The organism is Streptomyces sp. NBC_00090 (assembly GCF_045160815.1).
Lineage (GTDB): Bacteria > Actinomycetota > Actinomycetes > Streptomycetales > Streptomycetaceae > Streptomyces.
In genome coordinates this window covers 1,573,177-1,586,723 of the sequence record NZ_CP108224.1, presented here as the reverse complement: position 1 = coordinate 1,586,723, position 13,547 = coordinate 1,573,177, and the positions used below count along the sequence as shown (strand labels likewise).

Sequence of the window (13,547 nt, the reverse complement as noted above, 5' to 3'; positions counted from 1 at the left end):
GTGCAGGATTAACGCACAAGGGTGTGGTGGGGCTAGTGGTGACGTATCTCGACGCTGCGGCTACGACGCGTGTTGACCCGCGCGTGGCTGAAGTTGTCCTGCACTGGATGACCGAGGACTTCGGGAACGCCGGCTCTCGGACGCACGACTATGGGACCCGTGCGAAGCGCGCGGTGCAGCAGTCGCGGGACTACCTTGCCGGCACTGTGGGTGCCGAACCGGATGAGTTGATCTTTACTAGCGGGGCCACAGAGAGCAACAACATCGCGCTGCTCGGTCTTGCTCCCTACGGCGAGCAGAGTGGTCGGCGTCACATCGTCACCTCGGCCATCGAGCACAAGGCGGTGATCGAACCTCTGGAGCACCTGCAGTCTCGAGGCTTCGAAGTCGATTTCATCAAGCCTGGTCCGTCCGGCAGGGTTGCTGTCGAGGAGGTGCTGGAGCGGCTGCGTCCCGACACGCTCGTTGTCTCACTGATGCACGTGAACAACGAAACGGGTGTCGTCCAGCCCGTTGCCGAACTCGCCGGCCACCTTCGGGAGACCCCGACCTACCTGCACGTGGATGCTGCGCAGGGGTACGGGAAGCTGCCCGAGGATCTGACTGCTCCGATCGACATGATCAGCATGAGCGGCCACAAGATCGGAGCTCCGAAGGGTGTCGGCATGCTGGTCACACGCCGTCGTCGCCTGGATCGGCTGCCTCTGCAGCCGATCATGTTCGGTGGTGGCCAGGAGCGGAAGCTTCGACCCGGGACGCTCCCGGTGCCATTGATCATGGGAATGGCGGAGGCGGCGCGGATCTTCCAGGCGGAGCACAAGGAGTGGAGCGCGAGAGCGATGGAGCTTCGCACCCGGCTCTTGGCCGCGCTTGAGAAGACCAGATTCCAGATCAATGGAGACCAGGACCATTCGGTCCCTCACATCCTCAATCTTTCGTTCGACGGCGTGGATGCCGAGGCGCTCATCGTCCGCCTGAAGCGGCATGTGGCCGTTGCTACGGGTTCGGCATGCACGAGCGCCTCGTACACCCCCAGCCATGTGCTCACTGCCATGGGACTGCCTGAGGAAGCGGCAGAGAACGGGCTCCGTTTGTCCTGGTTCCCGAGTCAAGCAGCTGACCTCGACGTCGATGAACTGGCAGAGATGATCGCGCAGATGCAGCCCGACGCAGCCTGAGGGCTCACCCTTCAGCGCGGCGCACCAGCCGATGCCCGCGAAGGGATCGGCCGCAGCGGACAAGCTCCGACTCCCAGCCGTTCTCGGTGCCGATGAGGTGAGGGTGCTCGTACAGCCCGGCTTTCACCTCTGCCGCTGTCAGCCGCTTGTACCGCTCGACATCAGGGTCGTCGGGGGCGAGAAACTCGTGTTTGCGGTGAAGCAAGGGTCGGTTCTCCGAGTTTGCGTATGACGCGTGGGATGTTTCAAGGGTCCTGAGGTCTACCTGGTAGGAGGACTGGCACCGTGGGTGCGGGTCGGCGTCGAAGTCCGGGTAGTCGAGCCAACTCACCGCCCGGCCCTGATGGCGTAGCTTGGCCAGCGTCCACGATTGCGGCCGGCCGGCGGCGATCGAGGCACAGTGCTCGTAGAGGCGCAGCACTGTGGGCAAGCGGTCGACGGCACGCTGGTGTACGTACATCGCAGTCGGGGTGAGCTTCCCGACGGCGGAGGCGTGCATGGCTCCACGGATGTACGTGTCGTCACGGAGCTTGAGCAGAAGGCGGTCGGATCGCTGACATGCCTCTTTGTATGAGGTGAAGAAGGCGCGAACGTCGAGTTGGACGCTGAGCGGGAGGCTGTTGAAGGGGCCTCGGCCGTTGAACAGCTCCACGGCCAAGAAGAGCAAGGTGTTGAGGGTTGTTTGCTTCCCGCCTTGCTCCACCTTGCTGGCGTTGGCGGAGTCCCGCACGAGTCGACGCACCTCGTTGGCTCGCAAGTGGCCAAGTAGCGCGCCCATCGACTGAGGTACTTCTTCCATCCGAGGCAGCCGCCCCCGACGTTCGACGTAGTCAACGACTGCTGCGATCGCTGAGGTTGTGTCCTCGGAACTGAGCCACTCTGCGTCAGGAACGATCCGGCTGGCGAGGTATCCGAGACGGGCTCTGTCGTCCTTGAAGGCGTAGACGATTCCTGGTGCGGCTGCGACCGTTCGTACCCCTGTCACTTCCTCGACGTAGGTCCGCAGCTCGCTCACGCCGAAGAGATGTTGGAACGTTTGCCGGCTGGTGAGCAGCCCGTCGCCGAATGCCTCGCCCCTGACCTTCGACTTCTCCCATGTCAGTCGCGCGGAGGCGACGAGGACCGTGCCAGCAAGATCCCACGCTTCCTTGAGGGTCTTGCGGCGCTCGTGTGGGTCTTCGATGACGTTGAGGACGTAGGTGAGGAGCACGACATCGGCTGGCTCCAGCTTCGTGTCGGCCTGATAGAACGGATCCCATCCAACCGCTCTGCAATCAAGCTGCCGGAGTGCGCGCACATCGCCACCGCGGCCACAGCCGTAGTCCAGAACCGTGCGGCCCTGAACTACCTGCTTGTCGATCAATGCTTGTCTGGCTGGCACGGAGAGACTAGCCCGGCCGATCGCGGTCAACCTCCGGTCGCTACTCCAAGCCTGCCGCGTCATGCTCGCCCTTCCTGTGGCCAGGTAACAGTGAGGGTAGCGATGGGCAGCCCTCAGGCTGGGCGAGAGTTGCAGGTTGCAGTAGCTGCGATCCGGTGAGGGGCGGCCTACTCCTGCGCCCCCTCCGGACTCTCGCGATGCTTCTTCCCGATCCAGTCGTGCATGGCCTCGATCAGTGCGTCGGATGGACTGCGCCCTTCGCGCCTTGCCAGAGCCTCAAAGTCCTCGCGGAGCTGTCTCGGCGGGCGAAAGCCCATCACTTTCGTTTGCCCTGTGCGCGGCCGACCGACCATGACGTCCTTTCGGTTTCTGTTTAACAGAATCTATCGCTTGACTGCTGATCTCTGTGGACAGGCCGTGCGATGCAGGGCATTGTTGCTTAACGGGAAGGTAGCCCGACCAGGGAGCGATGGCTCCCCGCGAAGTCCGCCGGCTTCCGATAGGTGCGCTCATGCAGTGAGGCGTTCGATCCCGAACCCTCCAGCGCACCCGTCGGCAAGACGTGGTGGAGGAGGCGTCCATGAGTTACCGCCCAAGGTGCGAGGGGAGCGAGTCGGCTAGCTGCCCTGCTTGGCCGATCTGGAGGGTCCGGTGGAAGGGAGACTCCCTTGATCGGAACTGGTTTCACGCGTGCGGGCGACACCTCAACCAGGTCGCCCTGACGCAGGCGTCGGACGTGGGCATCGAGCTCGATCTTGTCCGTATTCTCGCGATCTGAATGCCTGGCCTCACGGTCGTAGTGATGGCCTGCCCTAGGTACGCTCGTGAACGCCCGTGCAGGAGCGACGGGGCGAGCGTGCCGGGGGGCGTACGTGGGTGAAACGACTGCGACGCTTGCTCTGATCTGAGAAGTGCGAACTGGCCCGGGACGTGGGTGTCCGGGGCCAGGTTCGATCGCCGCTCGGATGGGCGGGTGCAGCGCGGCTGATCCAAGCGGACAGGACGCGGATGCCTGCCGGGGCCCCGACTGGGCAGGGATACCCCAGGGACTTTGCAGGGACTTTCACGTCTGTCCCAGGGAGGTTCAAGGGACTTTCCGCCGTGCAAGCAGGGAAGGCCCTGACAGCGCCGAAAGAATGAAACGCGCTGGTCAGGGCCTAGAACCTCAGCACTCGATGATGTTCACCGCGAGACCGCCGCGGGCGGTCTCCTTGTACTTGACGTTTATGCGACCATTCGGCATCGCTCTTCCAGCCATCGCCGAACCTCCGCCGGAGAGAATCGAAGCTGCTGGCCTACGCGGAAGCTTGGCACTTCTTCCTTGAGATGGTTGTCGTACACCCAAGAAACCGGCTTCCCGAGGTAGGCGGCAAACATCTTGACGTCCCACATCGACTCACTCACAAACAATTCCTCTACGCTTGCTTCAGCTGCTCGCGAGGACGGTAGTGGGGAAAGACGGCCGCACCAAGCGAGTGGAGGTCTGCCGGGCGGCGAAGGCCCCGGAGTCAGCACCGATCCAGCACGACGCACCCGAACGGGCCGGAACGGACGTCAGCGGAAGTCAGCACCAGGTCAGCACCAGCGCGTCTGCGCTCGATTTGCCTCGCGCGGTCCGCGCCTCTGACCTGCATGTTTGTGCGGGAGGGCGTCGCGTGGTAAGCGGCGCCCTCCCATTTGGAGAACATCTGGCTCCGGACCAAGCGGTACAACGCGAGCGGAAAAGTGGTCTCCGGCACAGGAGGGGTCTGCTACCTCTACTTCCCTGACAGCCCGTCGCCCGCCCAGCGCAAGGCCCTCGCAGCCCTCGGCCTCGTCTGACCCGGCCGGGCGGCTCCGGGGGACGTGACCGACGTCCTACTCCGGGGCCGCCTCCGTGCCGCACTGTGTGGCCATGACCGCGACCACCTACACCCGCCTCCTCTCCCGCGCCCGGACGGGCGGCCCCCGGGACGGCGACGGCCCCAAGATCCTGGAGCACGTGCTCGGCTGGACGCTGGTCGTCCTGCTCGCCGTCCTCGTCACCCGGGCGGGCCTCATGTGAGGGCAGCCGTGTGATCCCCGGGTACGGAACGGGCATACTCCCCGCGACCCCGCGCGCGCCCGTTCGCGCCCGGCAGGGAGGAGCGCCCGGCCATGTCCGAAAGCCCCGAGGGCGGCGTGGAACGCCGGCTGCCCACCGACGAGGCCCGCGAGCTGCTCGCCCTGGTGGGTGACATCGCCCGGCGGGAGATCGCCCCGCGCGCCGCGGAGGAGGAGGCCGCCGGGCACTTCCCCCGCGAGCTGTTCGCGCTGCTCTCCCGCTCGGGACTGCTCGGCCTGCCCTACGATCCGGCCCACGGCGGGGGAGGCCAGCCGTACGAGGTCTACCTCCAGGTCCTGGAGGAGCTCGCCGCGGCCCGGCTCACCGTGGGCCTCGGGGTCAGCGTCCACACGCTCTCCTGCCACGCCCTCGCCGGTTTCGGCACCGAGGAGCAGCGGGCCGCGCACCTGCCCGCGATGCTGGGCGGCGGTCTGCTCGGCGCGTACTGCCTCTCCGAGCCCTCCGCGGGCTCGGACGCGGCGGCGCTGCGGACCCGGGCCGTCCGGGACGGCGGGGACTGGGTGATCGACGGCACCAAGGCCTGGATCACCCACGGCGGGATCGCGGACTTCTGCACGGTCATGGCCCGCACCGGCGGCTCGGGAGCGCGCGGCATCACGGCCTTCCTGGTGCCGGGGGACGCGCCGGGGCTCAGCGCCGCCCCGCCCGAGCGGAAGATGGGCATGAAGGGCTCGCCCACGGCCCAGCTCCACTTCGACGGGGTGCGGGTCCCCGACTCGCGGCGCCTGGGCGCGGAGGGGCAGGGCTTCCCGATCGCGCTCGCCGCCCTGGACTCGGGGCGGCTCGGCATCGCGGCCTGCGCCGTCGGGCTCGGCCGGGCGGCGCTGGACGAGGCCGTCGCGTACGCGCGGGACCGCCGGCAGTTCGGGCGGCCGATCGCCGACTTCCAGGGGCTCCGTTTCCTGCTCGCCGACATGGCGACGTTGGTGGAGGCGGGCCGGGCGCTCTATCTGGAGGCGGCGCGGCTCCGGGACGAGGGGCGCGAGTTCGGGCGGTCGGCGGCGATGGCGAAGCTCTTCTGCACGGATGCCGCCATGCGGGTCACGACCGATGCGGTGCAGGTGCTCGGCGGGTACGGCTACACGGCGGACTTCCCCGTGGAGCGGTATCTGCGGGAGGCGAAGATGCTGCAGATCGTCGAGGGGACCAATCAGATCCAGCGGGTCGTCATCGCACGTCACCTGGTCGGACCAGAATCCCGCTGACGCGGACGGTGCGGTCCGCCCAGACGGGGCCGGCGGCGAGCCGGCTCCACTCCTGGTCGCGATGGCCCGGGAGGGTGCGGCCCTGGCTCGCCCAGAGGCTGAGCACGTCCCGGTAGATGGGCGGGTCGGCGAAGACCTGGACGGGTACGGGCGCGGGTACGGACACGGGCGCGGGTACGGGCGCAGGTACGGACACCGGCGCGGGTGCGGACCCGGGCGCGGACCCGGGCGCGGGTACGGGAGTGGGGACCGGGACCGGGGCGGGTACGGGCGTGGGGGCGGGTGCCTGCGGCGGCACCGGCGCGTTCTGACGAACCGATTCTTCACTGTGCGGTTCGGCCTGGCGGTGCCGACCGTAACCGCTGGGAGTCGTGTACAGCGTGGTCATGCCCGGACCAACGCTTTCCGGACGGCCGGGGTCACCCCCGACCGGATTCGAGCGGCAGTTCGTCCGGTACCCGGTGCGCGACTCTGGTCCCCCGGCCGCTATCTGACGTACCGTCAGCTCTCGTCGCGGATCCACCCGCCGACGCCGAACCGCCCGCAGATCAGGAGGTCAGCCATGTCGGTGAACCGGCACGTCGACGACCGGCCCGTAGCGCTCGACGAGTACCCCGTGCACCAGGCTCCGCTCTCGATGAAGCACCACGTCAGCAGCGACCGCAACGCCTACGACCGCTGCATCTTCCACGTCTTCGACCACGAGGGGCGGGCCCTGCTCATCGTCGGCCTCGGCGTCTACCCGAACACCGGTGTCATCGACGCCTACGCGACGCTGCGCACCGGCGACCGGCTGCACGCCGTCCGCGCCTCCGACGCCCTCGGCGACGACCGCACCAACCTCTCCGTCGGCCCCCTCGTCATCACGGTCGACGAACCCCTCAAACGCCTCTCCCTGCGCTGCGAGGCCGCCCCCGATGACCATGGCGGCTCCGACGGGCTCTCCTTCGACCTCACCTGGACCGGCGACTTCCCCACCGTCTGGGAGCCCCACCACACCCAGCGCCACGGCGGCCGCCTCACCCTCGAAGGCCGCCGCTTCGTCCAGGCGGGACAGTGCGCGGGCACGATCAGGGCCGGCGGCGAGGAGTTCACGGTCACGGCGGGGGAGTGGACCGGCACCCGCGACCGCAGCTGGGGCGTACGCCCGATACCCGGCGAAGAACCCGGCCGCGCCGCCGAGTTCCGCCCCGAAGGCTTCCACTGGCTCTGGATCCCGATGCGCTTCGAGGACCGCTTCCTCATGGTCATCGCCCAGGAGGACGCCGACGGCTACCGCACCCTCAACGAAGCCCTGCTCGTACGGAACGGCCACCGCGACACCCAACTCGGCTGGCCCCGCACCGACATCACGTACCGCCCCGGCACCCGCCACCCCGAACGGGCCACCATCCACCTGACCGACCCGACCGGGAAGCCCCTGGAGATCGGCGTCGAGATCCTCGCCTCCTCACCGCTGGCCGTCGGCGCGGGCTACCCGCCCGCCACCGACTGGCAGCACGGCACCTGGCAGGGCCGCGGCTGGACCGACCGGCGCGTCTACGACCTCTCCGATCCGTCCGCGCACCCCATGGCCGCCTACGGCGTCACCGACCACGCCGCCCGCTTCACCCTCGACGGCCACACCGGCTACGGCATCTTCGAACACGGCTCCTTCGGCCGCCACGACCCCAGCGGCTTCGCCGATCACACCTCGACGGCGAACTGAGGAGGCTCCCGTGGCTACCGCACCCCGTCCCCGCACCACCACCCGCGACCCCGAGGAGCTCGGCCGGCGGCTCACCGGCTGGCTGGACCGGCACCTGCCCGGCGCCCGGGTCACCAACCTCGCCGTCCCCGGCTCCAACGGCATGTCCAGCGAGACCCTCCTCTTCGACCTGGACCACCCCGACGCCCCCGTGCGCGGCTGCGCCCTGCGGCTGGCCGCCGACCCCGCCGCGTACACGGTCTTCCCCGTCTACGACATGGCCAGGCAGCACCGTGTGATGCGGCTGGTCGGCGAGCACACCGACGTCCCCGTGCCGCGGGTGCTCTGGCTGGAGGAGGACCCGGCGCCGCTGGGCGCCCCCTTCTTCGTGATGGCCCGCGCCGAGGGCCGGGTCCCGCCGGACGTCATGCCCTACACGTACGAGGGGAACTGGCTGCACGCCGCCACCGACGCCGAGCGCGCCCTCCTGGAGGCCGAGTCCGTCTCCGTACTGGCCCGGCTGCACGAGCAGTTCCCGGCCGAGGAGGCCGAGTTCCTGCTGCCGGACGGCGCGGGCACGCCGCTGCGCCGGCACGTCGACGCCCAGCGCGCCTACTACGCCTGGGTGGTGGACGGGCTCGCCCCCTCGCCACTGATCGAGTCCGCCTTCGACTGGCTGGAGGAGCACTGGCCGGCGGACGAGGGCCCGGCCGTCCTCGGCTGGGGCGACGCCCGCATCGGGAACATCGTCTACGACGGGTTCACGCCCGTCGCCGTCCTCGACTGGGAGATGGCGGCCTGCGTCCCGCGCGAGGTCGACCTCGGCTGGACCGTCTACCTGCACCGCTTCTTCCAGGACCTGACGGTCTCCTTCGGCGGGCCCGGGCTGCCCGGCTTCCTGCGGCGCGAGGCGATCGAGCGGCGCTACGCGGAACTGACCGGCCACACCCCGCGCGACATGGAGTTCCACACCCTCTACGCGGCACTGCGGCACGCGATCGTGATGCTCAGGATCGCGTACCGACAGGCTCACTTCGGAGAGGTCGAGGTGCCCGGAGACCCGGACGCCCTCATCCTGCACCACGCCACGCTCGCGGCGATGGTGCGGGGCAGCTACTGGTGAGACAGGACCGCGGGCGGTGGAACCGCCAGGGCCTGTCCGGCGGATCAGGGCCGGACAGGCCCTAGGCGGCGCGCCGCATCTGCGGCACCCGCATCGGACGCGAGCCCGGACCGCCGACGTGCGAGAAGGGCTGCGTCCGCCAGTCGAGACCCTGGGGGAGCGTCAGGAGCAGCGCGGTGTCCTGCTCCTGGACCTCCAGGCTGTCGTCCGCCGGGCGGGCCGCGGAGGCCGGAAGATCCGTGCCCGGGCAGACCGTCAGGACGAAGGGGTTCCACGGCGTGGGGCAGAGCGCGTGCTCCGGGAGCACGTCCTCGTCGGCGAGCAGCGCGATCGGCTGCACGCACTCCGGGCAGATGACCCGGAACATCTCAAAGGTGTCGTACGCGTCGAGCTCGTCGAACGTGTCGACGGAATCAACAGGCTCCTGCATGGAGAATCTCCCCCTCGGGTGCGTCGGCCGGGTCCTTACGGCCTCGACCACAGCAAGCACTTCCCATACGGAACTCCGCATAACCGTGAGCGGACACCTCAGGGCGGACACAAACCTGTGGCGTTCGTCACATGCCCGTCGCAGGTGCCCCGTGACCGCCCAAAGCGCCCTATACGGGTCGCCCCCGACTGTGCCCGGCGGCTCGGGGCGCACTAGGGTCACCGCATGGAGGAGCTGGATCGTCAGATCGTCGAATTGCTCGTCAAGGACGGGCGCATGAGCTACACCGACCTGGGCAAGGCCACCGGCCTGTCCACTTCGGCAGTGCATCAGCGCGTCCGCCGACTCGAGCAGCGCGGTGTCATCCGCGGCTATGCCGCCGTCGTCGACCCGGAGGCCGTGGGCCTGCCGCTGACCGCCTTCATCTCGGTCAAACCCTTCGACCCGAGCGCCCCCGACGACACCCCCGACCGGCTCGCCGACATCCCGGAGATCGAGGCCTGCCACAGCGTCGCGGGCGACGAGAACTACATCCTCAAGGTCCGGGTGGCCACCCCGCTGGAGCTGGAGCACCTGCTCAGCCGCATCCGCTCCCAGGCCGGGGTCTCCAGCCGTACGACCGTCGTCCTGTCCACCCCGTACGAGGCCCGGCCGCCGCGCATCTGACCGCTGAGGGCCGCTGAGGGCCCGGACGACCGCGGGCGAACACGGAATCGGGGACCTGCCGGACAAACCGGGTCCCCGTAGGTCCTAGCCTGGTCGCATGAGTGAGTCCATGCCTGCTGCGTCTCCCGCCGAACACCGCACCGTGCTGCTGCGCGGTGGGGAAGTCCACAGCCCCGCCGACCCCTTCGCCACCGCCATGGTGGTGGAGCGCGGGCACGTCGCCTGGGTGGGCTCGGAGGGCGCGGCCGACGCCTTCGCCTCCGGCGTGGACGACGTGGTCGACCTGGAAGGCGCGCTCGTCACCCCGGCGTTCGTCGACGCGCACGTCCACACCACCGCCACCGGCTTCGCCCTCACCGGCCTCGACCTGTCCTCCGCCGCCTCGCTCGCCGAGGCGGCGGAGCTGATCCGGGCCCACGCCGCCGGCCGCCCCGGGGACCGCATCCTCATCGGTCACGGCTGGGACGCCTCCCGCTGGCCCGAGCGCCGCCCGCTCACCCGGGCCGAGCTCGACGAACTCACCGGCGGTCGGCCGCTCTACCTGACCCGGATCGACGTCCACTCGGCCGTCGTCACGACCGCCCTCCTCGACCTCGTCCCCGGCGTCCGCGCCCTGGACGGATTCCACGACGGACAGCGGCCGCTCACCGGTGACGCACATCACGCCGTCCGCGCCGCCGCCTTCGCCGCCGTCTCCCCGGAGCAGCGCACCGAGGCGCAGCGCGCCGCCCGGAGTCACGCCGCCTCCCTCGGCATCGGCACCCTGCACGAGTGCGGCGGCCCCCGGATCTCCTCCGAGGAGGACTTCACCGGCCTGCTGGACCTGGCCCGAGCCGAGGCCGGACCCCGGGTCGTCGGCTACTGGGCCGACCTCGACATCGAGCGGGCGCGGGCGCTGGGCGCCCTCGGTGCGGCCGGTGACCTCTTCGCCGACGGCTCCCTCGGCTCGCACACCGCCTGCCTCCACGAGCCGTACGCGGACCACGCCGACTCCGCCCACACGGGCGCCGCCCATCTGGACGCGCCCGCCGTCGCCGCCCACGTCGTGGCCTGCACCGAGGCGGGGCTCCAGGCCGGCTTCCACGCCATCGGGGACGCCGCCGTGACCGCGGTCGTCGAAGGGGTCCGGGCCGCCGCCGAGAAGCTCGGCCTCGCCCGGATCCGCGCCGCCCGGCACCGCGTCGAGCACGCCGAGATGCTCACCCCCGAGACGATCGCCGCCTTCGTGGAGCTGGGCCTCACCGCCTCCGTCCAGCCCGCCTTCGACGCGCTCTGGGGCGGCGAGGAGGGCATGTACGCCGACCGGCTCGGCGCCGAGCGGGCCAGGACCCTCAACCCGTACGCGGCGCTGCTGCGCGTCGGTGTGCCGCTGGCCTTCGGCTCCGACAGCCCGGTCACCCCGCTCGACCCGTGGGGCACCGTCCGGGCGGCCGCCTTCCACCGCACCCCCGAGCACCGGATCTCCGTCCGGGCCGCCTTCACCGCCCACACCCGGGGCGGCTGGCGGGCCGTGGGCCGGGACGACGCGGGGACGCTCGTCCCGGGCGCCCCCGCCGACTACGCGGTCTGGCGCACCGGCGAGCTCCTCGTCCAGGCGCCGGACGACCGGGTGGCCCGCTGGTCCACCGACCCCCGTTCCGGTACGCCCGGTCTGCCCGATCTGTCGCCTGGCGCCGCCCTCCCGGTCTGCCTGCGCACGGTGGTGTACGGGCAGACGGTGTTCGTACGGCCGAACGAGTGATGTAGGGACATTTCCGACCACGGATCACCGCTCCGTACGCTTGTCCCCGACCTGCGGATCTTCCCCTCCGGCCTGGCCTTTCGGGAACTCTCCGCAGGTCAAGCCGGTGTTGACAGTCGACCGTCACCGGCGGGTAGGTTCTCTGCGTCCACCACAGGACGTCCGACCGGTTGAAACCGCCCCGCAGTCGCCGACCGCCGCCCGCGCCTCGGCCGCGAGGGAAGGTTTCTCCGGCGGAAGGTGCGACCCGGGTGGGGCCCGGACGTTCAGTAGACAACGGCTCTCGGTCGACTCGCAGCCAGCGGATCCCAGGTCGGACCGAAGGACGACGGGCCCCGCACCGCACGGCTCCCGCCGCACGTTCGCCGCCCCGCACCCGCGCCGTATCCGCCCTGCACCTGCCCCGTACGACCCGCCGCGCCGGAGCACTCCGAGGACCTCGCTATGGTGGGGTCCTGCGTTTGTATCCGAAGGGGCAGTAGTGAACGACGGTGGCCAGAGGCGTTACGGCCCGCTCGGCAAGGCCTTGGTGATCATTCCGACCTACAACGAGGCGGAGAACATCAAGCCGATCGTCGCGCGGGTGCGGGAGGCCGTACCCGAGGCGCACGTTCTCGTCGCCGACGACAACAGCCCTGACGGTACGGGCAAGTTCGCCGACGAGATCGCGTCCGAGGACGATCACGTCCACGTCCTGCACCGGAAGGGCAAGGAGGGGCTCGGCGCCGCCTATCTCGCCGGCTTCCGCTGGGGCATCGAGCACGGCTACGGCGTCCTCGTCGAGATGGACGCGGACGGCTCGCACCAGCCCGAGGAGCTGCCGCGGCTGCTGACCGCGCTCAAGGGCGCGGACCTGGTCCTCGGCTCCCGCTGGGTGCCGGGCGGCCGGATCGTGAACTGGCCGAAGTCCCGCGAGTTCATCTCCCGGGGCGGCAGCCTCTACTCGCGCGTGATGCTCGACGTGCCGATCCGCGACGTCACCGGCGGCTACCGGGCCTTCCGCAAGGAGACCCTGGAGGGCCTGGGCCTGGACGACGTGGCCTCCGCGGGCTACTGCTTCCAGGTCGACCTGGCCCGCCGCGCGGTCGCCGCCGGCTTCCACGTCGTCGAGGTCCCGATCACCTTCGTGGAGCGTGAGATCGGCGACTCCAAGATGAGCCGGAACATCGTCGTCGAGGCGCTGTGGCGGGTCACCGGCTGGGGTCTGACGGCGCGGGCGGAGAAGGTCGGCCGACTGCTCGGCCGCAAGTCCTCCTGACCCCCTCGCCGGAGCCGTTGCCCCGTCGCGCGTACTGATCCTTCCCTTACGACGTTCCGGCGGGGTGCCAGGCACACTGGGGACCATGACGACCGGCGCACCGCCTCCCCTCGCCCCGAAGCGCTCCCGCGCGCGCACGTTCCTTCCGCTCGGCATCGCCGTCTGGCTGGTCCTGGAGATCTGGCTGCTCACGGTGGTGGCGAACGCGGTGGGCGCGCTGACCGTGCTCGCCCTGCTCGTCGGTGGTGCCGTACTCGGCGCCACCGTCGTCAAGCGGGCGGGCCGGCGCGCCTTCCGGAACCTCACCACGACCTTCCAGCAGGCCCAGGCGGCCGCCCAGACCGGCGAAGCGCCCTCGGCGCCCGAGAAGACCGGCGCGGAGGACCGCAACGGCTTCCTGATGCTCGGCGGCCTGCTCCTGATGATCCCCGGCCTCGTCTCGGACGCGGCCGGACTGCTGCTGCTGATCCCGCAGGTCCGCTCGCTCCTCGGGCGGTACGGGGAGAAGGCCGTCGAGCGCCGTATGGCCGCCGCACCTCCCGGCAGCCTCCAGGACGCCTTCCAGCAGGCCCGCATCCACCGGCCGGACGGAAAGGTCGTCCAGGGTGAGGTCGTCCGCGAGGACGCGCACCAGGGCCCCCGCCGGCCCGAGGAGCCCCACCCGCCCCTGATGCCCTGATCTGATCAGCGGAATCCGAATGCGGAAACGCCGCGGGGCCCGGTACACAGATCGTGTACCGGGCCCCGCGGCGTTGTTCTGTTCTTCCGGAGGTC

General features: G+C 70.1%; 12 protein-coding genes and 1 pseudogene. 10 read left to right on the top strand and 3 right to left on the bottom strand.

Annotated features, from left to right (window positions below; genetic code table 11):
* Nucleotides 1–23: 23 nt before the first annotated feature.
* Entirely contained in the window at nucleotides 24–1,178 is a 1,155-nt protein-coding gene (gene dndA / locus OG361_RS06835; protein ID WP_405852422.1) for a cysteine desulfurase DndA, read from the top strand.
* A gap of 4 nt (nucleotides 1,179–1,182) precedes the next feature.
* Here the strand turns inward: dndA and OG361_RS06830 are convergent, their stop codons facing one another.
* Complete coding sequence (locus OG361_RS06830; RefSeq protein ID WP_405852421.1) at nucleotides 1,183–2,622, bottom strand: DNA phosphorothioation-associated putative methyltransferase; 1,440 nt, start codon at nucleotides 2,620–2,622, stop codon at nucleotides 1,183–1,185.
* 1,617 nt (nucleotides 2,623–4,239) lie between these two features.
* Between OG361_RS06830 and OG361_RS06825 the strand changes: the two are divergent.
* From OG361_RS06825 to OG361_RS06815, 3 genes and pseudogenes are all read left to right on the top strand, one after another.
* Nucleotides 4,240–4,380, top strand: a pseudogene (locus OG361_RS06825) (peptidase C39 family protein); the annotation flags it as partial.
* 73 nt (nucleotides 4,381–4,453) lie between these two features.
* The gene (locus OG361_RS06820) at nucleotides 4,454–4,603 is read left to right on the top strand and encodes an SCO1431 family membrane protein (protein WP_405852420.1); all 150 of its coding nucleotides are present in this window, start codon (nucleotides 4,454–4,456) and stop codon (nucleotides 4,601–4,603) included.
* 92 nt (nucleotides 4,604–4,695) lie between these two features.
* A complete protein-coding gene (locus OG361_RS06815) occupies nucleotides 4,696–5,868 on the top strand; it encodes an acyl-CoA dehydrogenase family protein (protein ID WP_405852419.1) in 1,173 nt (390 codons plus the stop codon).
* On the opposite strand, the gene OG361_RS06810 is transcribed toward OG361_RS06815, so the two are convergent.
* Nucleotides 5,831–6,256: a hypothetical protein gene (locus OG361_RS06810; RefSeq protein ID WP_405852418.1), complete on the bottom strand. Its 426-nt coding sequence runs from the start codon at nucleotides 6,254–6,256 to the stop codon at nucleotides 5,831–5,833. The two genes, OG361_RS06815 and OG361_RS06810, sit on opposite strands and share 38 nt — an antisense overlap.
* 174 nt (nucleotides 6,257–6,430) lie before the next feature.
* Here OG361_RS06810 and OG361_RS06805 point away from each other — a divergent pair, with 174 nt between their 5' ends.
* Together OG361_RS06805 and OG361_RS06800 are read left to right on the top strand one after the other, a co-directional pair.
* Nucleotides 6,431–7,576 (top strand): hypothetical protein, encoded by a 1,146-nt coding sequence (locus OG361_RS06805; RefSeq protein ID WP_405852417.1) that lies wholly within the window; start codon nucleotides 6,431–6,433, stop codon nucleotides 7,574–7,576.
* A 10-nt stretch (nucleotides 7,577–7,586) separates the two neighbouring features.
* Nucleotides 7,587–8,678: a phosphotransferase family protein gene (locus OG361_RS06800; protein WP_405852416.1), complete on the top strand. Its 1,092-nt coding sequence runs from the start codon at nucleotides 7,587–7,589 to the stop codon at nucleotides 8,676–8,678.
* 61 nt (nucleotides 8,679–8,739) lie between these two features.
* On the opposite strand, the gene OG361_RS06795 is transcribed toward OG361_RS06800, so the two are convergent.
* On the bottom strand, nucleotides 8,740–9,108 hold the full coding sequence (locus OG361_RS06795) for a hypothetical protein (RefSeq protein WP_384570670.1): 369 nt from the start codon (nucleotides 9,106–9,108) through the stop codon (nucleotides 8,740–8,742).
* A 225-nt stretch (nucleotides 9,109–9,333) separates the two neighbouring features.
* On the opposite strand from OG361_RS06795, the gene OG361_RS06790 reads away from it, so the two are divergent.
* The 4 genes from OG361_RS06790 (at nucleotide 9,334) to fxsA (ending at nucleotide 13,452) form a co-directional block, all read left to right on the top strand.
* Nucleotides 9,334–9,774, top strand: a complete 441-nt coding sequence (locus OG361_RS06790) for an Lrp/AsnC family transcriptional regulator (RefSeq protein ID WP_017242178.1) — start codon at nucleotides 9,334–9,336, stop codon at nucleotides 9,772–9,774.
* A 97-nt stretch (nucleotides 9,775–9,871) separates the two neighbouring features.
* Nucleotides 9,872–11,515, top strand: coding sequence for an amidohydrolase (locus OG361_RS06785; protein WP_405852413.1), 1,644 nt, complete (start codon nucleotides 9,872–9,874; stop codon nucleotides 11,513–11,515).
* A 481-nt stretch (nucleotides 11,516–11,996) separates the two neighbouring features.
* Entirely contained in the window at nucleotides 11,997–12,773 is a 777-nt protein-coding gene (locus tag OG361_RS06780) for a polyprenol monophosphomannose synthase (protein ID WP_189804327.1), read from the top strand.
* A gap of 85 nt (nucleotides 12,774–12,858) precedes the next feature.
* Entirely contained in the window at nucleotides 12,859–13,452 is a 594-nt protein-coding gene (fxsA, locus tag OG361_RS06775; RefSeq protein ID WP_405852411.1) for an FxsA family membrane protein, read from the top strand.
* Nucleotides 13,453–13,547: the final 95 nt, after the last annotated feature.

What these genes read in the sequence shown, in the direction of transcription:
- OG361_RS06815 (WP_405852419.1), top strand. Translation starts at nt 4,696, where the DNA reads ATGTCCGAAAGCCCCGAGGGCGGCGTGGAACGCCGGCTGCCCACCGAC.
- OG361_RS06805 (WP_405852417.1), top strand. Translation starts at nt 6,431, where the DNA reads ATGTCGGTGAACCGGCACGTCGACGACCGGCCCGTAGCGCTCGACGAG.
- OG361_RS06785 (WP_405852413.1), top strand. Translation starts at nt 9,872, where the DNA reads ATGAGTGAGTCCATGCCTGCTGCGTCTCCCGCCGAACACCGCACCGTG.
- OG361_RS06790 (WP_017242178.1), top strand. Translation starts at nt 9,334, where the DNA reads ATGGAGGAGCTGGATCGTCAGATCGTCGAATTGCTCGTCAAGGACGGG.
- OG361_RS06795 (WP_384570670.1), bottom strand. Translation starts at nt 9,108, where the DNA reads ATGCAGGAGCCTGTTGATTCCGTCGACACGTTCGACGAGCTCGACGCG.
- OG361_RS06810 (WP_405852418.1), bottom strand. Translation starts at nt 6,256, where the DNA reads ATGACCACGCTGTACACGACTCCCAGCGGTTACGGTCGGCACCGCCAG.
- OG361_RS06820 (WP_405852420.1), top strand. Translation starts at nt 4,454, where the DNA reads ATGACCGCGACCACCTACACCCGCCTCCTCTCCCGCGCCCGGACGGGC.
- fxsA (WP_405852411.1), top strand. Translation starts at nt 12,859, where the DNA reads ATGACGACCGGCGCACCGCCTCCCCTCGCCCCGAAGCGCTCCCGCGCG.
- OG361_RS06830 (WP_405852421.1), bottom strand. Translation starts at nt 2,622, where the DNA reads ATGACGCGGCAGGCTTGGAGTAGCGACCGGAGGTTGACCGCGATCGGC.